The organism is Candidatus Accumulibacter similis, assembly GCA_013347225.1.
In the GTDB taxonomy this organism is placed as follows: domain Bacteria; phylum Pseudomonadota; class Gammaproteobacteria; order Burkholderiales; family Rhodocyclaceae; genus Accumulibacter; species Accumulibacter similis.
The window spans coordinates 3,493,294-3,515,361 of record CP054595.1 but is presented as its reverse complement, the minus strand read 5'-3'; the positions used below and the strand labels follow the sequence as shown (position 1 = coordinate 3,515,361).

Below are 22,068 nucleotides of genomic sequence, written 5' to 3'. Positions count from 1 at the left end.
GGATAGCCGCTATTGCTGGTCGGGGTCGCCCATATCGTGGCGCCACTCGTTCTTGTCATACAAGCCAAAGCCACCATGCCCCTCGCGCCATTCCGGCTTGTCCTTGCCCTCCGGGTCCCACGCTGCTGGGCCGCGCATGTTCCAAGCAACTAACGCCAGTAGAGCAAGCGACACCGCCAGCCAGAACGCCACGTAGGCCAATACGCCGAATACAACAAGCTTAATGACCAGCAGTGCGGCCGAAGCCGCCCCAAGGGACCATCCTTGCGTCACGAGCCCTTCTTGCGCCTTCCGATCCAAACGCATGAGCTTCTGCAACATTCGACCCAGCGCCCGGCCGGCACGCTCCGCGAGGCCGGTGTGTGCAATGGTTTTCATGACTGTAATCTTCTCCTATCAAGAGAGGCGATCGGCATGGTGGTGTCCAGGCTTTCTGTCCTTCGACGTGCAAGTTTCTTCAAAGTCGCACATTCGGCCAAATTGTCCTCACCAATCAACCTGACCACCCAATCGAATTGATGCGGTCTAACTTGCATTCTTGCAACTTGTAGCGACTGAAGCGTTGCGTTGGCTAACACTTCATGTCCCAGCAATGCCTGCACAGCCCCATAGGCAAATATGTCTATAGTTGTGACAAGCTTCATTGCCTCAAAACGTTCGCCGGCGATCCTTGTTGCCTTCTTCTCGTCAATTGCAGCAGAGAATCTGTTGCTGTATGCAAACGCGAGAGTTGCCGCCTCGCCGTCACCCAGAGAGTCCGACGTATGGCCAGAGACCATGTCAAAAAAGTACTCAAGAGACGGGCCGGCAAGCTCTTCCACTCGCAAGACCCGTGAATCGATCAATTCGGCCAGATATTTGGACTCTGAGCGGCCGTTTGCTGCACCTTGATCAATCTCGCGCACGACATTGCCGGTTACGACAAGGTCAGCCTTCAGCGCTTGCAGAATTGCGCCCGCATTTGCCGTCGCCAGTAAATTGATGATGACGCTGGCGTCCAGGACAATCACCTTATCCTGATTAGTGAGGCAGCTTGAAAAGGTCATCAGTTTCGTCCTCTTCGGCCTCATCGAGCAATTCGCGGACCTTTTCACGATCAAGCTTCAGCATTTCCGACATCTGCCCCTCGCTGATCAGATCCTTCTTCCAGGCCTCGATCGCTAACAGAAACAGTCGTGATGATTGTGCTTCCTCTCCGGGAGCGGGCCCGTATGCTTCAGGGCCAATTACTTGGCGAACTTGTTCGTCGGTGATACCCCCATTGTCCATGAACCAATCCCAGGTTCCCTTCTTCGTCAGGCCAAGTTCTTCAAGCCGTAGAACGGTTGCCTGGCGGGATACGCCAAAGAAGTGAGCCAGCAAAATGATATGCCGGCGCGTCAAATGGGATGAACCAATGGTCAGTTCCTTAAACTTCTCCATGACTGCACGAGCCGGCATAAGAAACGCACTTGCAAACGCGTTCGCATAGCGCTCCTCCCGAGAGTTTTCATACTTCTCATCTTGATAGATCTCCGGCCGACGTCGCGTCGCAATGAAGTGGCCAAGCTCATGAGCGCCGGTCAAGGTCCGACGGTCCTGTCGATGACCTGCGTTGATCAGAATGCAGGCACCAACTGCTTCATCGTAGGCGAACAGTCCAGAGACTTTGGCATCCAGCTTCCGAGCATAGACCCGCACGCCAAGCTGTAGCTCAAGGAGGGCAAACAGATTTTGAATTGGCCCTTCTCCGATCCCCAGCCAATTCCGTAAGCTCTGGGCATCTTGTTCCGCTTGCTTGCGAACGTCGCCGGGCAGGATAGTTTTCTCCGCAGGATAGTTGTAGGGCTTGTGAATACCCAGGATGTTTTCTAGCTCTACTTCGACCCGGACAAGATCACTCAGCACCCGCGCAGCTTGCTCAATGCCCACGCCGCCGGTATCCGGGAGTGACCTGAACCGAGGGACTAGGTCGACATGAACGGCCTCTTGGCGCAGTAAGGAATTGGCGGATACACCGTAAAAGCGGCTCAGTGCTTGGATTTCATCGAGCCTTACGGGACGCTGCCCCTTCTCAATGGAAACAAGCGTAGTACGAGCGATGCCTGCCGCCTTGGCTGCAGCATCTTGGGTAATGTTGGCGGTCTCCCGCGCAATTTTTAATCTTTCGCCCAGCACTACTGGGCTCAACTCAAAGTTTGGCTTGGTCATGATGCGTCATCTATCCATTGCCTCACAAACGACCCCGGTCCAAGGTCGTTCGTGAATGCAGACCATTCATTTGCGTGCTGCTGTATAAGTCGGTCGAAGTTTTGCGCTACAGCTGCTGGCGGCTCTGACAAAGAGCGCGCTAGCTCGTTCGTCCTTCGACGCTTGATGAGCCCGTACTGCAATGACTCATGAAGCGAGGCGAGATGCTCAAAGTGGAGCACTCCTGCAATCGAATACTCGCGCAAGGCCGGCGTGAAGCTGGCAAAGTCTTTTGCAGCGCCAGTTTCCCAGGTCGCGGCCTTCAGTGATTCCCATACATAAGTCTCGGGCGGTTCATTCAAGCCAGCGGCATGAACACTAAGACGGCGGAGCATGCAAGCTGCACACACTCCGCATTGACGCCTTTCGCCCGAGACGGCCACCTGCCGCGATTGCTGCCAGCACGATCTGGTCATTGCCCAGTGCGCATCACTGCCACAAACATCGGCGAACTCGCGAAGGGTCTCACCTTTCGTCATCCACAGGCGTGGAAATCGATATTGGATCTGGTATCCAAGCAGGGCGTTGAAGAAGCGTGCCATTAATGCAGTGAAAACTGGGTAGCTCCGATAGTCCTCATAGCCTTGCCCGACGGGAAGAAGGACAGGAGCCAGTGCTCCCTGTCCGCTCTCAGGAACAATGACCGATGGAGCATCAATCAAATATGCCGCAATCGTGGATACGACACTGAATTTGAACCCCCTGCTCCGGGCACTGTTCTCAGCATTCCTACCATTGTCCAGCTTGACGGAATACGGGAGGGCAGTGAAAGGGATTCGGAGACGTTCCTTTTTCGACACGTCGTACTGCTTGCTACCTACCCTCACGCGTACCAATCGGCGACCAAGGCGCTTGCTCTCAAGCCCAGCAACCGCACACGAGTCCATTCCATCGCTGTAGGCGATGACTGCTTCTGCATTGGAGGGAAACCTCATGCGATCCTGCGGAGGTGGTTCCGCCGACGCTTTCCTGGCGCGGAATTCGAAGTGCCAGTCGTCCCCGGTCAGTAGATTCAATGCTTCCACTAGCGCCCGAGTTACCGTTTTGTCTGACCATTTGTCGGGATCATGAACGGGAATGTGCACCGAGAAGTTCCGGCCCCAGTTCATGGCACTGCGGGAAAGACTGCGATCACAGAACTCGACTACGGCAGCCACGACAAGGGCGTCGTACACCGTCGTCTGCCATTTGATCGATGAGAAGGATTCAAGAGCTTCGAGGTCGAAATCGATGTTTTGGCCAAGTCTGCAGGGCACCATACCTTTGCGGCGACGAGCACCAGCTTCAACCACATCTACCGTAAGCTCCTTGAGAGGTAGTAGGTTCATCACAAGGGCACTCCTTCGTCCAGATGGGTCTTCTTCTTGCTCCGACGGGCTCCGTCAGATTCAGGAGATACAAGCATCGCGCCCAATCTGCCCTCAGAGAAGTTGGAGATAGCGCTCGAGAGTCGCGCACTTACATGGTCTGCTCGGCGTTGGTTTGACTCCCGAAGGTAATGCTCTTCAACTTGCCGTACGTTTGCGAAACCACGCATCTTGGCTGCAAGGCCAATCGCTTCATGAAATGCATCCAAACCAAATCTACCTTCGTTGATGAGCTCAATGCTCCACGCAACCGCGTTCGTTCCAAAGACCGAGCCAGCGGCCAAGGACTTCGCTTCCTCCAGTTCTTGAAGAGCGATTTCAGGGAGCCCCAAAGAGTTATCGCGGCCGGAGAAGATGGACTTCAACGCATCGACCAATGACCACTTGATCTCGTTTTTGAAGTCGCTTGCGAGGGCACCCGCTGCCGCTTCCGCAACTTGCTCGGCGTCGTAGATGCCCTGATCTCCGCGCTTGGCCAGTTCCTTCCAAGCCTTTCGCAGCGGCAAACTTCTATGCGGTCCATCGCTCATAGCCCGGCCTCCTGATTGTCAGATTGTATGAAGAAAAATCGGACAATGTCAAACTGATCGGAGGCAGGGTTTGTGAACGTGATCAACGTCGTCTCCAATCTGGACTGCTCGGGCATCGCATTGGCTGTGGAGGAAGAGCACCAATTCCCCTATATCCAAAGACTGTCACCAATGAAAGGCTTAAGGGCTGGCAAGGGGCAAGGGAATGGGTCCAAGGGGAAAGGCCCTACCCAAAAAGGCCAAAAGGCTCCCCCGAGCAGCCCGACATCCGGGGTTTGCCATGCTCTCGCTGTTCAAACGCAAACGGGTGCCGTCCACTGCCGGCGCGCCGCCGACGCCCACATCTCCCGCCGAGCCCGGCAAAGGGCTGGTGCGGCCGGAGTCGGCCGCATCGCTGCTGGCAACACCGCGCCGGCAGAAGCTGCTGGAACACATCTGGCAGCGCACCTCGCTGTCGCGGCGGCAGTTCGCCACGCTCTACCTCGCACCATTGGAACGCTACGCCGAGTTGGTCCAGCAGTTCCCCGCATCCGAGAGCCATCACCATGCCTATCCGGGCGGCATGCTGGACCACGGCCTGGAAATCGTGGCCTACGCGCTCAAGCTGCGGCAGTCACACTTGCTGCCCGCCGGCGCCACGCCGGAGGCGCAGGCGGCCCAGGCTGAGGCCTGGACCGCCGGCATCGCCTATGCGGCGCTGTTGCACGACATCGGCAAGATCGCCGTGGACCTGCACGTCGAGTACGCCGACGGCACCGTCTGGCACCCCTGGCATGGTCCGCTGCAGCGGAGTTATCGCTTCCGCTACCGCAAGGACCGCGAATACAGGCTGCACGGCGCCGCCACCGGCCTCCTGTATGCGCGCCTGCTTGACGCAGCCATCTTCGATTGGCTCAGCGGGTATCCAGACCTCTGGACTGCGTTGCTTTACGTGCTGGCGGGCCATTACGAACATGCCGGCACGCTCGGCGAACTGGTCGTGCAAGCCGACCAGGCTTCGGTTGCCCAAGAACTCGGCGGTGATCCAAGCAAGGCTCTGGCAGCGCCCCGGCACGCGCTGCAACGCAAACTGCTGGACGGCCTGCGCTACTTGCTTCGGGAGGAACTCAAGCTGAACCAGCCGCAAGCCTCGGACGGATGGCTGACCCAGGATGCGCTGTGGCTGGTGAGCAAAACGGTCTCGGACAAACTACGCGCCCATCTGCTGGCCCAGGGCATCGACGGCATCCCATCCAGCAATACCGCCGTCTTCAACGTGTTGCAGGACCATGGCATTTTGCAGCCGACACCTGAGGGCAAGGCCATCTGGAAGGCCACCATCGCCAGCGACGCGGGCTGGTCCCATACCTTCACGCTCCTGCGTCTCGCCCCCTCCCTGATCTGGGAAGGCAATGAGCGGCCTGTACCGTTCGCCGGCACGGTGGCGGTAGTGCAGGAAGACGGGGAGCCAACTGTTCCTGTGCCCTCGCCAGCCGCGGCGGATTCGGCCGCATCCGAGCCTTTGCCGGCGCAGTCGGCCGGCGATGGCGTCGAAGCACTTCTGGATCTGCTAAGCGCTTCCGACATGGCGCCGACCGACCCCTCGTCCACCACCGAACTCCTTCCCTCGACCATGAAAGAGCCACTCCTCGAATTCAGTGATTCAAGGGCACCGGCCGACTCGCTGGTACCGGCACCTACGTCGACTCCAGGACTGGGGGGGACACCGTCAGGTGAGCATTTTGTCGCCTGGCTCCGCCGGCGTATCGAAGAGAGGGGGCTCGTCATCAACGACGCCAAGGCACTGGTGCATACGGTTGCCGACACCGTCTATCTGGTCAGTCCCGGGGTATTCCAGCGCTACGTTCAGGAACATCCCGAGACCGCCGTCCTTGCCAAGCAGGACCAGGTGGCCGACTGGCAGTGGGTGCAGAAACGCTTCGAGAAGCTGCAACTCCACCGCAAGCAGCAAAACGGTTTGAACATTTGGACGTGCGCGGTGACGGGGCCACGGAAGTCGCGGAGACTCCACGGTTACCTGCTGGAAGACCCGCGTGTTCTGTTCATCGATTTACCACCGAACAACCCTTACCTGTCTCTATCGCTCTCCACCGACTCCATGCGGCAGCCTTCGTAGAAATCACTCCGTAACTCCGCGGCCACCGTTTCCGTGGCGCTCCAGTGGTCGTCATGCTGGTTGAAGGGTTGAAGAACGACGAGAAGAAGTCCTGGATCAGGAACTCATCGGCGCCGTGCAGCTCGATTCCGTCGAAGGCCGCCTCGATGGCGCGGCGCACGGTCTCGCCGAAGGCGCGGATGATCTCCTCGTGTGTCAGTGCGTGACTGGTCAGTTCCCCGCCATTGAAGGGGCACGGGGCGGCACCTTCAGTGCGCTGGCGTGGGTCTATGGCGCCGGGAAGGTGCTACCGGGGACTGGTGGCCCGTCGCGAAGCAGAAATCCTTCTACTGGTGTCCGGCTGACATCAGACCATCCGCGTCTGGTGGGCCATGCCCGGCGACAGCAGGTCAGCGATGTCCTCAAGAAGAGGGCGCAGTTTCTCGTGATCGGATCGAGCGATCGCCATATCGATCCGAGATGACCAATGTCCATGCCTGTACAAGCTTTCCGCGCGCTCCAAGATTTCTCTTGCCGCGCGATCTCGGATTTCCTGTGCTGGCGCCGACTCGCGCGACAGATGAGCTGCAAGCGCCGTTCTGAACTCCGAAACCTGCTCATCCCCAGCCATTAGAGCGAATGCAGCGAGCCCGCAAAGACCTTTTTCCAGAATGCCCCACCCTGCTTGATATTTCCCGCCCTTGAACGTCCAGGACAGGAGGCTCTCCCCGATTTCTTTCGCAATTTCATCGCAGCCGCGATTACGCGCGTCTATTGCGGCTTCGAACAACGTCCCCGTCATCTGGAAGTTCTCAACGAACGTGATCGATTCCTTGTCATCGGGAATCCAGGTCAATGTCGCGATCAACCAGCGCGCATGCTTCTGCAGTTCCTCTTGGCTGTGATGGTCGCATGCGGGCGCATTCGACACTGCCAACAAGATTTCCGTCACGCCCGTTATCCAGTGAATCATGTCAAAAGCGAAGTGAGACTTCGCCTTTACAGCTTCGAGAAGAAGCTCCTTCTCCGTTTGGTAAAGGCCATCCGCCCAACGCTCGATGTTCCGTATGACTAGTTGGGCGTCCGTGTTATCCGGTTTCGCTTCAGAGATCGCGTTCGCCAATGCCGTAAGCCGCGACCTCAGACTCTGCATGCTCGTCGACGAGTAGTACGGCCCCAGGAATGTGCTATGGCTGCTCGACAGGGGAGTATCCGGCACGTTGAGAAATAACTTCGCCACCAAAGCAACATCTCGGCGGACTTCTCCAACGGAGAAGTGAATGTCATGGCTCTCACAGCGAAGTAGATCAAAAGTGAGATTCGCAAGCTGCGCCATTCCTTCCATCGTGACGGGGCGGTAATCCTCTCTCGCGCAGCCAGTACACGCAATCAAAGCAATTTTTTCGCTGAGCGTTGCTATGTCGTTCGGATCTCCATGGGCGAGGAGATATTGCGCAGATTGCCCCATGAGCCGTTGTCCCTCTAGCAGAACATCGGCCATGCCATGAGGAACTACGCTCTGCACCGCACTTGCAAGGTATCCTGCAGCGAGCTGTGCGTGGCTTTTCGAGGCATACGGGCTGGAGTAATCAATGCCGAGATACACTCGGACAAGTGCAGCCATTGCTTGCAGTGTCTGCTCGATCTGCTGCTCATCACGACGGGCAATCCCACTCTGCAAGTTTTGCCGCAGGTGCTCCAGCGTGTCGTTGATGAAGCCATCGCTGGAGAAAGGATTATCGACAAAGGGGTTGTTGGCGTAGAACGTTTTTCCCTTGGACTCGATGTATGCAGCATTGATGCCGACGACTGCGTTCAGCGCCGCACCAGAAACTTCATAGTCTCCCTGCTCTGCATAGCGTCCCGCAAATGACATTGCATGTCGGACCGCTCGTTTTGTGCCATCGGTCCATCTATTGTTGATCTGAAAAAATGCTGTACGGGCCAAGTCGTGCGTGGAGTCCGAAGGTGACGTCGCGGAACTTGCGCTTTCATCGCGTTCAAGCAGTGGTATCGAGCGCTGGGCTCGTCGAGCCCATGACCGCAACTCCTTACGAGTGTCTTGAATGAGTATGCCCAGTTGCTGCAATGGGTTGATGAGCACCAAAGCGCGCCGATAGGCGTACATGAACGAGATCAGTATGAGTACAACCGACCATGAAGATGCGAGCACGACCCGCGCCAGCCGGGCCTGATCCACAAAGGTCGACAGCGTCGCGACGCCTATTGCCAGGAGGAATGCCAACGCGAACGCACCGAGCAACTTTCTATCTGCACTCAGACGGCGAAATAGCCCGTGAGGCATGCGCTCGATGTTCACCTGCATGGCGAACAGTACGAGAGATGTAACAATCGCAGCAGCTCCTATCAGCGCGCTTCCCACATTTAGGATCAAGCCGCGCAGGCCCTCGATCGCATGTTCGGTCGAGTAATAGCTTGCCAACACATTCTGGAGAGCCGATGACAGGTAGGCGCTTGCAGAAACTAGAAGAAGCAACAAAGCATAAAAAGCGATACTGCCGTATCGAAATTTCCAAACACCAAGCTGGTGTTGGGCTCGATAGGTGTACTGCCAAAATGCTGCAATTCGTCTTGCGACCGCTTTGCGTATGCGTTTTTCAGGTAGGTCGATGTGGGGTCGCCAGGACATGAGCAATGACTACCTCTGACGCAAAGCGACGAACTGGTTACTCGGGCCTTCCGACCGGAGGTCGAGGTTCGGGCTGTTCGACACCACGTAGGCCAGGGGCCGCGTCAAGTTGAACGGGAACAGCACGGGCAGCGACTGCAGACTGGGCACTGAAACGGGCTTACCGGCGTAGCGCACAGCAGCTTCGATCAGCCAAGCAGTGAGCGCATCGTTGTCGATGCTCGTCTGTGCCAAGCGAATGACGCGCTTGCCCTTTTCCACGCGCTCCACCGCGCCCCAGCTCGCCTGGCTCTGGATGACCATGTTGGTCATGCGCCGGGTACCTTCGCGCTCCCCATAGGTTTCACTCATGCGCCGGTGCACTTCGGCCGACGCGCAATCACCCTGGATGGCGGACAGGCGGCCCACCAGCTCGGCCACCTTGCCGAAGAACGGGTACGTCGCAACGGCCATACCCCAGCACAGCGCGGCGACCGGAGTGTCCGGCTGCGTCTTGTGGATGGCCACGCCGCGATCTGCGTAATCAACCAGTTCTGCGCGCGGCTCCAGCCAGAGCCGATTCAGTACGGTGCGTGTTTTCTTCTTGGCTTCAACGCCAAGTCCGGCTGCATCAAGCAGTGCATTCAGATCATCTAGCCCAGCCGCACCCGCACGAACATTCAGTGCTGCAGCCGCCCAATCAAGCTGAATGAACCGATCAAAGCCGATTTGAGGGGCTGATGAATTCATTCGGTACCAATCACATAACTGACTTTCACAAAGGGCACGATCAACTCTTCGACCGACACCCCGCCGTGGACCACCACCTGCTCGCCCTCCGGCACAAAGGCGGTTCGTCCGCCTGCGAATAGGGGCATGAAGTTCGCGGGTAGTCCAGCGATGTCCAACCTGACTGTGGTGGGATAGGCCGCAGCGGAGTCGGCCAGCAATGGCTCACTCCGGTAGACCCGAACGCGCTCCCCGCGCGTCTCTGCAATCACGCCCTGGCTGGGCCTGCCGACGCCGGTGGACTCAACGTTGCCGTGGTCCGCCGTGAGATAGATGTGGTATCCCTTGTCCAGCAGCAGCGAGAACAGCCGGTCGACGAAACCGGTCGTCAACCAGTTCCCGATCCACATCGCCACGTCCTTCTTGGACCGCTCCTTGTGGAGCCGATCGTCCACCTCATCGATGACCAGGCCCACCACCTTCGGGCGACGGTCATTCAAATCCACTTCCAGTGCGTCGAGCTGATGGGTCTGACGCAGCGCACGTCGATACATCACCTCATTCGAGTTGACGCCTTCGTTCTGCCAGAACGTCTTCCACAAGGATTCCTCCTTGTCCGTCCTGTCGATGGAGTCGTCGAACTCTCGCGGTTTCAGGCCGGAGAACAACGCCTGACGCGACACCGATGTCACGGTCGGCAGCCATGCGAACGCGGTTCCCTCGTCGAACGCGAAACGTTTCGTGGTGGCGATCAGGCGCTCGCGGATCTGCACCCACTGGTCAAAGGCCAGCCCATCGAATACCAGCAGAGCCACCTTGGTTTCCCCTGCGGACCGCCGATGGCGCAAGAAGCGCGGCACGTGGTGCACCATCACCGGGCCCTTGGTCACCGGCTGCAGGATCAGGTCGGCGTAATGCTTGGCTGCGACCCAGGCTTGCAGACCCTCGTCTGATTGCGCCTGCAAGGTCTTGATCCGTTCCCGAATCACCGGCAGGTGTTCGCTGCCTTCCGTGCCCGGCAGACCATGCGTGCGGGCCAGGATCTCACCGTAGCGCTTGGCGAACTCGCTCCAGTCCTTGTGCGAAGAGGCCGCCGTTGGCGTCGTCTCGATCAGGCCATCGATGCCTTTGAGCACCAAAGCCTGCAACGCCGCCGGGTCCTGGACAATGCCGGCCTTGATCCAACTCGGCATCCCCGCCGGAACACTGTGCACCGCCAGCGGATGCAAGCTGCCGTCGAGGAACATGGAGTCGACCAGCACCTGCACATCGGAGTGCTCGAACGGAATCTCGATCTTGGCGACGTAGTCTGGCGGTGGCGGTTCGCCCGTGCGCATGCCATCCAGCCCCAGGGTCTTCAGGTAGCGATACCACGCATCCTGTACCACGCGCAGCAGCGCACTTTTGGACGCCAGCCATGTGGCGACGGGCAGATCCGTGAAGAGCCCCTTGCCTTGAATGATGCCTGCCGCGTGTTGAGCAAACAGGGGCGGCAACGAGCGATTGGCGAAGTGCATTCGCAGCAGCTCACGCCAGAAGTCGACCGGGTTGCGAATCGACCTTGGCGCCAGTTGGTAGACGTGTTCAAGGATGAAGTCCTTCGACTCGTTCTCGCCGCGCGCTGACTGCAGCTCGGTCTGGTGGGCATGAAACAGCCCGGCAAAATGCTCCGGCTCGACTTGCTGCACCGCGCTGTATGCCAGCCTGGGGAAGAGCTCCGCAAGGCTCAATCGAACCACACGACCGTGATGCACGATGTCCCACGGCAACTCATTCGCGTCGGCGCTGCGCAGATGAAGAACCAGGGACGGCGCTGGCCCCGGCTCACCGCGATCCCATGCGGCGCGATAGCGCTCCTCGTATTCCGCACGGAAGGCGAACGGGTCCTCGTACAGCATCACCTCGAAGCCGCGACCGCGCAGCTCGGACAACAGCTTTTCGTCCAGCAGTACATCATCGGGATCGCATGCCACCCACAGACGGGTGAGATCGGCCGTGAAGTGGCTGAGAATGCGTTCTGACCACTGGCTCATCCCACCTGTCCTCCGGGCATCACATCGCCGGAGACGCGCACCATCATCACGGCATTCAAAGCCGGCACGCTGGCCTCCATGTCGTCCAGGGCGGCCATGCGTGCATCGTGTTCTTGTTGCAGCCGCTTGCGCCGATGCTCGCGCACAGCGGGCAGGCCGATTCGCCCAATGGCCTGGCCTCGGGCCTCGAACGCATGCACCGCACGTTCGCGTTCTTCCTTCAGCCGGGCGCGGTGTTCGGTCAACAGTTCGGTGAAGATCCGTTCACCCTGGGTACTGGCAGCCACATGCGATGCCTCGAACCACTTCGCCGACTCCTCGGCACCCGTCACGGCATGCACGTCTACGGTTTCAGTTAGCAGCAGATCCCATACGCGTTTCGCTGTCGGCACGAAGGGGCGACCTTCCTCGTTGATGAACACGGGCAGGAAACGCTTCCGACTCAGCCCCTCAGCTGCCAGGCTGATTTCCCACAGCGACCAGATGCCGCGAACCGAATCCGGCAAGCCGGTCACGCGAATCACCGGCAGTGGTTGGCCAGCGACAAAGCGCGGCAGCTCACTGATCACAGCCCGGGCGCGTGGGTCTTCCATCGTGACCCATTCCAACTCCGGGTTCTCATCCGCCGTGCGGGCGTTAAAACAGGCCTGTGCTGACTCGCTGCCGTCCGCCCACTTCACCCGCCACGCATTGCCCACCTCGGTGGCTGAGCCGCCACGGGCGGCCAGTCCGCTGGTGATGGCCCGCTCCAGCCAGAACTGCGCTGGATGGTCGCGCCACTTGCGGGCGTCATCGGCGTCCAGATCGTGCTCTGTGGTGAGCAGGTCGCTGTTCTTCTTCGACTCCGCCAGGGTGGATCGCAGCTGCGACACCACCGCGTCGCACTCCTGTTCGATGGCATCCGGGTTCTGCAGACCATGCACGAACAGCTCGTCGAAGATCGGGTCGGCCTCGACCGAATCCATCACGTCGGCCGCCTTATCGACGCCAAACTCCTGCGCGATGACCTCGAGCTTTGCCTCCAACACCTGGCGCACTCGATGCTCCACGGTGTCCTCGAGCACGAAGTTGATGGCGCGAACAACGTGCTTCTGTCCGATGCGGTCCACCCGGCCAATGCGCTGCTCGATCCGCATTGGGTTCCACGGCATGTCGAAGTTGACGATGACGTGGCAGAACTGCAGGTTCAGGCCTTCACCACCGGCATCCGTCGAAATCAGCACGCGCACATCTTTGGAGAACACCTGTTGTGCCCGCGTGCGCGTTTCCAGGTCCATGCTGCCGTTGAGCGTCGCCACCGAAAAGCCACGGCTCTCCAGGTAGTCAGCCAGCATCGCTTGGGTGGGCACGAATTCGGTGAAGATCAGCACCTTCAGCGCCGGGTCGCCTTCCTCCTGCTGCAGCTTGTAGATAAGCTCCAGCAGCGCCTCGGCCTTGGCGTCGGTGCCTGCGGCCTCGGTTTCGCGCGCCAGGTCCAGCAGCATCTCAACTTCGGACTTCTCCAGTTCCCAGCCACTGGCCTGCATGGCCAGATCCACCTGGGACTGGCCGTCGAGGTCTGCCCACTCGTCGGCGCTGGTGTTCTCGAAAAGGTTGGCCTGCGGCTGCGGCGCATCAAGCAGTGCCTGGCGCTTCTCCAGCGTCGTGCGGATGGCTGCGGTGCTGGAGGTCACCAGCCGCTGCATCAGGATCATCAAGAAGCCGATGTGGCGCTGCTTGGCCGCCATCGCCTGGTTGTAGCCGTGGCGCACATAGTCCGTCACTGCCCCATACAGGCGCTGCTGCGAGCCGTGGCGTCCCTGCCAGGCCACCGCTTGCAGCCGGGTGACACGCGGTTTGAACAGCGGCTGTCCTTCCGCATTGATGGACACGCGCTTCTCGGTGCGGATCACGAAGGGCCGCACCCGGTCGCGGCTGACGCTGCTCTCGTCCGGGAAGGCTTCGCGGTCCAGCAACTGCATCAAGCGCATGAACTGATCGGTCTTACCTTGGTGCGGCGTGGCCGACAGCAACAACAGGTAGGGCGATGCCTCGGCCAGCGCGGCGCCCAGCTTGTAGCGGGCCACCTGCTCTGTGCTACCGCCCATGCGGTGGGCCTCATCGATGATAACCAGATCCCACGACGCCGAAATCAGGTCCTCGAAGCGCTCGCGGTTGTAGGTGTTCAGTTGTTCCAGGCTCCAGCCGCGCCGGCCTTCCAGGGGCTTCACCGAATCCAGCGAGCAGATCACTTGGTCGTGCATGCGCCACAGGTTTTCCTCCTCACCCGCACCACCGCTGCGCCACTGGCGGAAGGCCGCCAGCTCGGACGGCTCGATGAACTGGAACTTCTCGCCGAAGTGCAGCCGCATCTCAGCCTGCCACTGGCGCACCAGCCCCTTGGGTGCCACCACCAGGATTCGCTTCACCCGGCCACGCAATTTCAACTCGCGCAGCACCAAGCCAGCCTCGATGGTCTTGCCGAGGCCCACCTCGTCGGCCAGCAGGTAGCGAATGCGGTCGCGGCTCACGGCGCGGTTCAGCGCGTAGAGCTGGTGCGGCAGCGGCACCACGCTGGACTGAATCGGCGCCAACAGCAGGTTGTCCTCCAGCGCATCCAGCAGCTTGGCTGCCGCCGTGGTGTGCAGGATCTGCTCCATGCTCGGCCGGACGCTTTCCAGCGGCGCCAGATCAGGCGCGAGTGCACGCACCACCGCGTCCTTGGCCGGCAGCCACACGCGGTAGGCGACTTCGCCCCACACGTCCTGCCGCTCGATCACGCGGCAAGGCGATGCCTGCCGAGTGAACCAGCACCAGTCACCGATGGTGAACCCGCTACCGGCCACGTTCAGACCCCGTCTTCGGTACGGGTCAACGCGAGGTCATAGAGGGTGAGAAGCTTCTCGTCCTCTTGCAGTGCCTCGTCGGGCACCATCTTCGCGATGTCGATGATCGTCTGATAGTCCTTATTGCCCCATGCAGCTCTGAAGCCAGCGCGCAGCGCTTCCAGGCGGAATTCCTTCAGACGGCGACCCGTGAATGCTCGATAGTGGTCAAACTCCTTGAGCAGCGCCTTCTCGCGCTTCTTCTCGAGGTCCTGCGCCTTGTTCGGGTCGGGCACGTACCAGCGATCCTTGGCCTTGGCCACAAGGGCTGGGCTGTTCTTCTCCAAACCGCGCAGATCCTTGTGGTTGGTCGAGAGATAGCTATGAATCTGGCTCGGAACCTCACCCGTGCCGTCGTACTGAATGAAATTGTCTTCAAGCAAGGCGGCGAGTTCCGGCTTAGATTCGTGCTTCTTCCAACCTGCCCCGAGCTGGCTGATGAAATCGGTGTGGACCTCTTGATAGGTTGACGGGCGTCGCTTCAAGAAGTCCGTTAGCCAGTCAATTGCGCTTCGCTCGTCAGAAACAAACATCTCCATTTGTGGGGCTTGTGCAACCTGAGCTCGCTTCCTGTCGTACTCGGCAACCTGATCCGCCAAGAACACCATTCCATCGCGATCCGCAAAGCGCTGGGTAAGACCAGCCTGGAATTCGTGGGTGGACATTGGAACCGGGAAGTTGTGCCGCACAAACCATGCCACCATGCGATCAAATATGATCCGAGGATCGCGCTCAGCAATAAACTCAAGATCGCCTGCCTTGACCTTGACGGTTGGCAGATAGCTCAGGTGCGTTCGCACGAAATCCCACACTGAATCCTCACTGCCGCCGGCTTTGGCGAAGCGATCCTCAAGGCCACCATTTGGCTTGTAGGCTGAAATGACGAGGTCTTGCTTCACAGCCGTTGTTGTAGTGACCGCCTTAAAACTTCCTTGTTTTTTGTCTAGAGCAGAAACATTGGCGACAACAAATCCTGCCTCCTGCAGAGCGATCTGAATCGCGTTCCACACTGACGCCTGCGTGTTGGAAAACTCGATGGTCATCCAATGCCCAGGTTTTAGAATCCGATAGGCTTCTGCGAAGCAGGCGGTCATCAGATGTCTGTAGTCATCGAGACTTTTTTTGTGCGCCTTACTCTCTATCGCCTCTGGCTTCTTGTTAGTTATTACTTTCAGCCAAGACTCCCACAGAAAATTCAGCTCTGAATAGTTGATGTTCGCTCCGAACGGCGGATCGAAAAAGACATAGTCAGCACTGTTCGCTGGCATAGTTATCGATGCGTTATGGCTGGTAGTAACGCACTGACTTTTTAGCGCCGCTTTGTAGGCGCGTCGAATCATTTCGACCTTCTCGGCAAAAGCGTTGAATACGTTTTGCTCGCCCTGGAGCGAAGGCACGTACAGAGTTCCAGCGGTCCAACCCTTCATAGGGCCCGTAGACCTGTCGAACCATGCTGGAGCGCGAAAGCGCGACATCCGCGTCAGCACAGAAAAACAATCAAGCAACGCTAACTTCAAGAGGGGCGATGCGGCTTCGTCAGTCACCTGGCGCATTAGCCTTGAAATGACGTGAAGATTTCTTTGCGTAAAGAAATGATGGACGTGCGTCATTCCTATCGGGTCATTCCTACGCGATTCACCACCCTCCATCATTCGTTCTGAAGGATGCCAATCACTGACTGGCTTCGAGGCAATCTTTTCGACTAGTTGAAGATCAAACTCATCTGGCGTCTTCTCGAATCGGGACTTACCAACGCTGTAGTTGATTAGCACCGGAACCTGTTTTGCCTGACGAACCGTCTGCTTGATCGACTCATCGAATAGAGTCGTCCACGCACGGTCCAAGCTCCGCTTGGTGATCTGTGCAGAACAATGCGGACACTTGAATTCATCAAGGATCTGCTTCCCCACCTGATCAACTGCCGCATCCCAAAAGACTACGTCGCCCGCGCACTCGGGACAGGTGAAAACATCTGACCAAACCGTGTAATTGATTCGGCCCTTGGCCACGCCATCCGTATGTGTGGTCTCGTACATCCATCCGAGGTTCTTTTCGACCTCCCCTAGAACTCGTTTAGCTTGCGCGTCGAAATCGAGCGAGTCGACTTGGGTGTTGTAGTTGTACGCAATGAAAGTTGCCGCTGTAGACAGATCATTCAATACCGCGTGCCGCGCACCGACTTTCGAAAACGCCTTCCAAGTAGTTCTTCCATCCTCTTGGCGTGGTTCCAGGATCGTTCCATCTGCTTCAACCCGGTAGCCAAGTGACGTAACGACCGACCTATCACCACAAAGCTGAGCAGCGACGCCGGTCATTCCAGTGCCGCAAAATCCATCAAAGACCACATCGCCAGGCTGCGTGTAGTGCAGGATGTACCGCATGATTGCTTTATGCGGCACCTTCGTGTGATAGCTATGTGCGTTGTAAATCGGGTCGTTCTTCCCTTCACTGACATCGGCGGCGAAGGGTTCTTTACTGTATGAAACCGATGAGTCGTAGCTCTTGCCGCAATGCCTGACGAACTCCTCGATGAATGGGTTTGGACACGCCGTGTAGTACGGCGGGTCAGAAAGCGCCAGGATGTCTTCGTCCGACCCAATAGGAAAACCTTCGATCTTCCGGAACTCAGGATCTTTGAGCTTCTCGGCAAGCAGCTTCAGGTAATGCTCGCGGCGAACCTCATCACTCGGGAACGTCTGCCCGAGGCATTCAACCGGGCCGGACTTGGCCGCGTGGTTCTGGAATAAGTCATTCATCAGGTGCGATCTCGCTAAGGTTGATCCGCTCAACATTGGCGGCATCAGTTTTTTTGGGTTTTACCGCGATAGCCACGGCTTTGCCGGTCTCAATGGTCTGACGAATTGCTTCTCTCAAAACATCTGACTGGCTCGGTGTGGTGCCAACCCAAGCTTTGGAAACGATTGTCGTGAACGATGAGTTGTCGAAATGCCGGCCTGCGTTTTCGAATGTCACGCGAAGTCCACCGCGTGGCCCTTGGACACGAGGACTCTGGACGAGAAGCTTCCAGTAATCGAGTGGTAGATACATGCCAGATACCAACCCGATATCGTCCGGGTTGAAAACAAGCCGGGAGCAAAGCTTCAAGAAAAACGGGTTATCCGTGAGGCGATAGCCATCGTGCGACCTATTGGGCGCACAAGCCTGTATGCTTGCCAGCAATGCGTCCATACGAGCGATCTCTTTGACAAGATTCCTGTCGTTGGACGGGCGATAACCCACCTGCTCGTCTGTGCCCTTTTCCATCGCCTTGTACTGAACCATGACAAAGCTATGAAACGTCTCGTTGAAATAAATGAGATCGGTGCCTGACTGCTCTTCCAAGGGAAGCCGGTTGGCAAGAATGACGGTGAGGCGCTCAGACGTCGCTTCGGAGACAAATACTGCGGCGCCGGTAACGCTCACTTGGTCTTGAATTAGGGTGAAGCCTGGGATTTTCATCAGGTCATTGATGACCATCTGGTCTTCACGTAGCCGGGCGCTGGGCAACCCGTCGAGGAAGGACACCGGTGTTCCTTCTGGCGGTGACCACTCTTGAACTGGCTCACGGCTCAACCCTGCAATTGACAGCGCCGTGAGTAAGGCTTCTTTCTGTTGCGCCAGGTTGTCTTTCGCCTTCGGGGAAAGCCGTTGGATGCGCGCTGCTCGTATGCGGCTGAATCGGTCGAGCAATGTGCTGGCCTGGGGTGCAAGTTGCCGAATGGTCTCTATGACTGCGGCAAAACCTTTATCTGTCAGCAAACCACCAGAGTTGAAACGCTTCCGCACGGATGCAGCATTGCGCTTTGGCAAGCAATTGATGATTCGCTGAACCGATAAAGGCGCGGAGAGCTTTTCCACACGATCGATGTTCAGCCGTCTGAGCCCAGTACCGGCGCGTGTGCCTCGTCGCCCTAATCCAATGTGGGCAATCTTGCGCGCGCTGACGATGAAGCAGACGAGTGGCACGTTTCGGCTGTGCTGGAAGTCGGCCACAGGCTCGGCAAACGGTAGCCCTTCCTCGACGCATTCGAGGAATGATGTCATCCGATCTTTGGGAAGGAGGACGGCAAAGCCGCTTGCTTTGGCCATCTAGGAGGCTCCGCCTTCGTCCGCAGCATCATCGTCTGGAACAGGTGCCAATTGTTGCCAGTCTTCTGCAATCGCCTTCCAATCCACGGTGCGCTCGACAGCTTCTATCTCGCCTATTTCGTTCTCCTTCTTACCCGACCATACCGCCCAAAAGTCCGGGTCGTCGGATTTTGGCCGTTGGCCTTCAGGCAAGGCATTCATCTGCACCAGCACTGGTAACTCAGAGGCCCAGCCCAGTAGGATGGCGTGGCGTGAGGGTAGCGAGGGAAGATCGCGCAGCAGACCACGCAGGTTGTCAGGAACCAGCTTGTGCACCAATTCCTGGTCACGGTCATTGCTGATGCGGTGCAGCAGGTAGCTGTTGCATTGCGAAAGTACCGTGGGCGACAACTCGCTGGGGCGCTGGGATGACAGCACCAAACCCAGTCCGAACTTGCGCCCTTCGCGGGCGATTTTCTCGAATACCTGACAACAAATGGCGGCTGAATTCTGGTTCTCAGCATCGTCCTGGTAGCGTTTGATAAATGTGTGTGCTTCTTCCATCACCAGAACGGTAGGCAGCGTTTTACCGTGGTTGAGCTTGCGGTAGCGCTGCATGGCTTCCAGCGTCATACGGGCAATAACGGCGGTGACGATATGCACCACTTCAGCGGGCACCAACGATAGGTCGATGACGGTTACCGTGCCGTTGGACGCTTGGTCATCGCCGATGGTGTTGGCTAGCCAGTGATGCAGCGTCACACCATCGGTATTACCGGTGATGGTTTTCATGCGGCTATCGGACAGAATCGTTCGAATGCGCATGAGCATTGTTTCGACGTATTCCGAGACGCCTAGCAGTTCTGCATTGGCTTCAACACTGCGCAGCAGCTGGTCGCCGGTAAAGGCGCGGGGTACGTCCGCATCGATGGGCAAGACGTCGGTGTCACTGCCGCCAAAGGCGGCGTGGGCGGCTTTAGCCATGCCTAAAAATTCGTCAATCTCTGGTGCAGTGAAGTCGTAGTTTGGATACTGGCCTGAGCGCGCGTCGGCAAACGCGGCAATCTTGTCTCGTACTGCGCCTAGCGCCGCATTCTCATCCGCAGTGAATGAGACATCGTTACCCAACCCTTCCTGCCACTTCCTGGTTTTTTCGAAGAAGTTTTTTGGATGCGGAAAATTAGCCCAGGGTCGTCCGGCAGCGCGCTCGATCTGAATCACGCTGACCAGCGTGCGCAAGAAACGGCGCATGTCGTGGCTTGGCGTACCGGCGGCTTCCACTGCACCGTCGCGCACGGCGCGCAGTGCCTGAATCAATGTCGGCCGTTGCGCCTTGGCGCTGGCCTGAGTAAATGCACTCCACTCGGCACTGTTCCAGAACCAGAGTGGCACCTGAAGCTGCTTGATGCCGCTTTCTGGTTTCGGCTCGACCGCGAACACTCGCACTTTCCCCAAACCATCAAATGCCTTGGCGTATTCGCCGTTGGGGTCGAGCACAATGAAGCGGGCATTGGGGTCTGCTCCGCCACGTTCTTTTCGGGCTGCTTCCATCGACCAGCGGATCAAACCGGCGACCGAACAGGATTTGCCACTACCGGTGTTGCCCAGCACGGCCAGATGACGACCGAACAGGCGATCAGGGTCGATTTTGACTTCCGCATTGGCGGCCAGCGGACTGATGCCGATTTTCACTCTGCGGTTTTCGCCCGATTCAACGATGGCGCGTAGTTGTGATTGGGTCGGCAACAGAACGGGGTCACCCACTGTTGGGTAGGTTTCCACACCACGCCGGAAGGAGTAGCGCTCCTTTCCAGCACTCTGACCCTCGAACGCCAGGCCGCCCAGCGGGTTGAGGCTCATCTTGCGCAGCGGATAGGGCAAATCGACCAGGCCGAAATCCTGCATGCCCTTGCGCTTGGGGTACTGAGATCGCTCGATGGTGATCCACTCCACCTGTGCGACCAGATAGCCTGCATCACTAGGCACGAGGACATAACCGTTGATACGCGGGAACGGCCGTGGTGTGCCGGTATTCATGGCGAGGTTGTCGGGCGCCTCAATATCCAGCAGCACCTTGATTTCGTCAGGAGAGACAAAGTCAATGCTGCCGATGCGCAGTGAGTCGGCGTAGGCCAGGGGCGAGAAGCTCATACCAGGTCTGCCCCGTCAAAATCACTACCAGGTTTCGCTGCTGCCGGGCCTGGATGGGCTTCGGTGCCGAAACGCTGCTTGAGCAGTTCGCTCATGCGGAAGGTGGTTTTGTCGATAGCGGCCTTGGGCAGGAAGCTTTCGGTCAGGGTTTGTAAATCTGCCAGCGCGGGGCCGATCAGCAGGCTGATCTGCGAAGGGCGCCCCAGCTCCTGGTAGCTTTGCATGATGCGGCCGAGCGGATCGTCATAGGCAATCACCACCAGATGGGTGGACGGAACCGTGAGCATGTCGCGGATGACGCGGTTAATGTGCTCGTCGCCAAAGCTGTAGCCATAGGTAATCAGCGTGCTGTTAGGGCGGCACACGGCGGCGGCGAGGTCTCGGAACAGTTCCACATAGGGGTGATCCGAAGTCTCCCGATCCTTGGCGGCATTGGGGTAGATCATCAACTTGTGAGCACTGGCGCCGTTGAGGCCAGGCGCTTGCAGATAAGGCGCGACATCACCGGCGCCGAAGGGCAGCCCGATGCGGCGGATGTCCCTATCGGCCTGCACCCAATCCACCGAGCCGTGCAGCTTGGTAAAGCGGGCTACTCCCTCCAGGTAGCGCGGTTCGCCGCGAATGCCGGGCGGGTTGTAGTGCATGTCCAGATCCAGCCGCGACGAGCGAAAGATCGGCATGAGGTTGCCGAGGAAGCGGTCCAGCAGATGCAGCCCGGCCAGTTCGGCCCCAGCTTCGATCAGTCGGTCGTAGTTGGTGGTGAAGATGTTCAGCCGGTCGCGCACGCCGGTGCGGCTGGCGAAGCTCATCAGGAAGGTGACAAGCACATTGAGCGCTTGTTCACGCTTGTCTTCACCTGCCCTGGCAATACCAGCTTCGCTTTCGAGGATGGACTTGGAGAATGCTTCCAGCGTGCTGGTCAGCTCAGTCAGCAGCGTTTCAGCTTCTGCTGAATTGCCCAGTATCTCTAGCCCTCGCAGCAATTCGGTGGCGACGCGAAGCTGGTCTTCCAGATTACCTGCTTCTCGCCCTGATTTTTGGGCGGCTTCTTTCGCTGCTTTCTCGATTTCATCCTTGTAGCTAGTCAGGGTTGCTTCGCCCATTCCAGCCGCTGGCTTGCCTGTCGCCAGATGGTGTACGGCATGGGTCAATCCTGAGCCAGCAAGCAGCGAAAGATGCTCCGACTGGAATAAGGCGGTCAGCCAAGGTTCAACACGGCTACGCAACTCCTTGATGCCGAAAGTTTGGCTCTGGGTTAGCCAGGAGGCTTCTGCGCCTTCGCAAAGCTTGAACTTGTCGACATCCTCGGCGCTTGCTTCGAAGCAGACAGGGGCGTGGTCGTCCCTGACTTTTAGCGTGTTGCTCATGGCAGT

The 22,068-nt window shown here is 58.4% G+C and carries 15 protein-coding genes; 1 reads left to right on the top strand and 14 read right to left on the bottom strand.

What is annotated here, in order from left to right; genetic code table 11:
- Nucleotides 1-9: 9 nt before the first annotated feature.
- Genes HT579_15320 through HT579_15300 form a run of 5 tightly spaced genes read right to left on the bottom strand, consistent with a single transcriptional unit; the run spans nt 10 to nt 4,126 of the window.
- A complete protein-coding gene (locus tag HT579_15320) occupies nt 10-378 on the bottom strand; it encodes a DUF3742 family protein (GenBank protein ID QKS30173.1) in 369 nt (122 codons plus the stop codon).
- Nucleotides 375-1,046: a hypothetical protein gene (locus HT579_15315; protein ID QKS30172.1), complete on the bottom strand. Its 672-nt coding sequence runs from the start codon at nt 1,044-1,046 to the stop codon at nt 375-377. Before HT579_15315 ends, HT579_15320 begins: the two co-directional genes overlap by 4 nt.
- Nucleotides 1,021-2,190, bottom strand: a complete 1,170-nt coding sequence (locus HT579_15310) for an ImmA/IrrE family metallo-endopeptidase (protein QKS30171.1) — start codon at nt 2,188-2,190, stop codon at nt 1,021-1,023. Before HT579_15310 ends, HT579_15315 begins: the two co-directional genes overlap by 26 nt.
- Nucleotides 2,187-3,560 carry a 7-cyano-7-deazaguanine synthase gene (locus tag HT579_15305; protein QKS30170.1) on the bottom strand — a complete coding sequence of 458 codons (1,374 nt, stop codon included), beginning with the start codon at nt 3,558-3,560 and terminating at the stop codon, nt 2,187-2,189. The genes HT579_15310 and HT579_15305 overlap by 4 nt, the downstream gene beginning before the upstream one ends.
- Nucleotides 3,557-4,126 (bottom strand): hypothetical protein, encoded by a 570-nt coding sequence (locus HT579_15300; protein QKS30169.1) that lies wholly within the window; start codon nt 4,124-4,126, stop codon nt 3,557-3,559. The genes HT579_15305 and HT579_15300 overlap by 4 nt, the downstream gene beginning before the upstream one ends.
- Before the next feature lie 280 nt (nt 4,127-4,406).
- Here HT579_15300 and HT579_15295 point away from each other — a divergent pair, with 280 nt between their 5' ends.
- Nucleotides 4,407-6,242 carry a TraI domain-containing protein gene (locus tag HT579_15295; GenBank protein QKS30168.1) on the top strand — a complete coding sequence of 612 codons (1,836 nt, stop codon included), beginning with the start codon at nt 4,407-4,409 and terminating at the stop codon, nt 6,240-6,242.
- Here the strand turns inward: HT579_15295 and HT579_15290 are convergent.
- The 9 genes from HT579_15290 to HT579_15250 all read right to left on the bottom strand — a co-directional run bounded on the left by HT579_15290 (nt 6,169) and on the right by HT579_15250 (nt 22,062).
- A complete protein-coding gene (locus tag HT579_15290; protein QKS31659.1) occupies nt 6,169-6,513 on the bottom strand; it encodes a hypothetical protein in 345 nt (114 codons plus the stop codon). The genes HT579_15295 and HT579_15290 overlap by 74 nt on opposite strands.
- Before the next feature lie 75 nt (nt 6,514-6,588).
- Nucleotides 6,589-8,871 (bottom strand): hypothetical protein, encoded by a 2,283-nt coding sequence (locus HT579_15285; protein QKS30167.1) that lies wholly within the window; start codon nt 8,869-8,871, stop codon nt 6,589-6,591.
- A 9-nt stretch (nt 8,872-8,880) separates the two neighbouring features.
- The gene (locus HT579_15280; GenBank protein QKS30166.1) at nt 8,881-9,600 is read right to left on the bottom strand and encodes a hypothetical protein; all 720 of its coding nucleotides are present in this window, start codon (nt 9,598-9,600) and stop codon (nt 8,881-8,883) included.
- Nucleotides 9,597-11,612: a BREX-3 system phosphatase PglZ gene (gene pglZ, locus HT579_15275; GenBank protein QKS30165.1), complete on the bottom strand. Its 2,016-nt coding sequence runs from the start codon at nt 11,610-11,612 to the stop codon at nt 9,597-9,599. Before pglZ ends, HT579_15280 begins: the two co-directional genes overlap by 4 nt.
- Complete coding sequence (locus HT579_15270; protein QKS30164.1) at nt 11,609-14,437, bottom strand: DEAD/DEAH box helicase family protein; 2,829 nt, start codon at nt 14,435-14,437, stop codon at nt 11,609-11,611. Before HT579_15270 ends, pglZ begins: the two co-directional genes overlap by 4 nt.
- A 2-nt stretch (nt 14,438-14,439) precedes the next feature.
- On the bottom strand, nt 14,440-17,232 hold the full coding sequence (locus HT579_15265) for a DNA methylase (protein QKS30163.1): 2,793 nt from the start codon (nt 17,230-17,232) through the stop codon (nt 14,440-14,442).
- Entirely contained in the window at nt 17,225-18,565 is a 1,341-nt protein-coding gene (locus HT579_15260; GenBank protein QKS30162.1) for a hypothetical protein, read from the bottom strand. Before HT579_15260 ends, HT579_15265 begins: the two co-directional genes overlap by 8 nt.
- A complete protein-coding gene (locus tag HT579_15255) occupies nt 18,566-20,695 on the bottom strand; it encodes an ATP-binding protein (GenBank protein QKS30161.1) in 2,130 nt (709 codons plus the stop codon).
- Nucleotides 20,692-22,062: an SIR2 family protein gene (locus tag HT579_15250; GenBank protein ID QKS30160.1), complete on the bottom strand. Its 1,371-nt coding sequence runs from the start codon at nt 22,060-22,062 to the stop codon at nt 20,692-20,694. The genes HT579_15255 and HT579_15250 overlap by 4 nt, the downstream gene beginning before the upstream one ends.
- Nucleotides 22,063-22,068: the final 6 nt, after the last annotated feature.

Excerpts from the sequence above, each read along its gene's own strand:
- HT579_15260 (QKS30162.1), bottom strand. The coding sequence starts at position 18,565 with ATGGCCAAAGCAAGCGGCTTTGCCGTCCTCCTTCCCAAAGATCGGATG.
- HT579_15250 (QKS30160.1), bottom strand. The coding sequence starts at position 22,062 with ATGAGCAACACGCTAAAAGTCAGGGACGACCACGCCCCTGTCTGCTTC.
- HT579_15315 (QKS30172.1), bottom strand. The coding sequence starts at position 1,046 with ATGACCTTTTCAAGCTGCCTCACTAATCAGGATAAGGTGATTGTCCTG.
- HT579_15295 (QKS30168.1), top strand. The coding sequence starts at position 4,407 with ATGCTCTCGCTGTTCAAACGCAAACGGGTGCCGTCCACTGCCGGCGCG.
- HT579_15310 (QKS30171.1), bottom strand. The coding sequence starts at position 2,190 with ATGACCAAGCCAAACTTTGAGTTGAGCCCAGTAGTGCTGGGCGAAAGA.
- HT579_15280 (QKS30166.1), bottom strand. The coding sequence starts at position 9,600 with ATGAATTCATCAGCCCCTCAAATCGGCTTTGATCGGTTCATTCAGCTT.
- HT579_15300 (QKS30169.1), bottom strand. The coding sequence starts at position 4,126 with ATGAGCGATGGACCGCATAGAAGTTTGCCGCTGCGAAAGGCTTGGAAG.
- pglZ (QKS30165.1), bottom strand. The coding sequence starts at position 11,612 with ATGAGCCAGTGGTCAGAACGCATTCTCAGCCACTTCACGGCCGATCTC.
- HT579_15285 (QKS30167.1), bottom strand. The coding sequence starts at position 8,871 with ATGTCCTGGCGACCCCACATCGACCTACCTGAAAAACGCATACGCAAA.
- HT579_15265 (QKS30163.1), bottom strand. The coding sequence starts at position 17,232 with ATGAATGACTTATTCCAGAACCACGCGGCCAAGTCCGGCCCGGTTGAA.
- HT579_15255 (QKS30161.1), bottom strand. The coding sequence starts at position 20,695 with ATGAGCTTCTCGCCCCTGGCCTACGCCGACTCACTGCGCATCGGCAGC.
- HT579_15320 (QKS30173.1), bottom strand. The coding sequence starts at position 378 with ATGAAAACCATTGCACACACCGGCCTCGCGGAGCGTGCCGGCCGGGCG.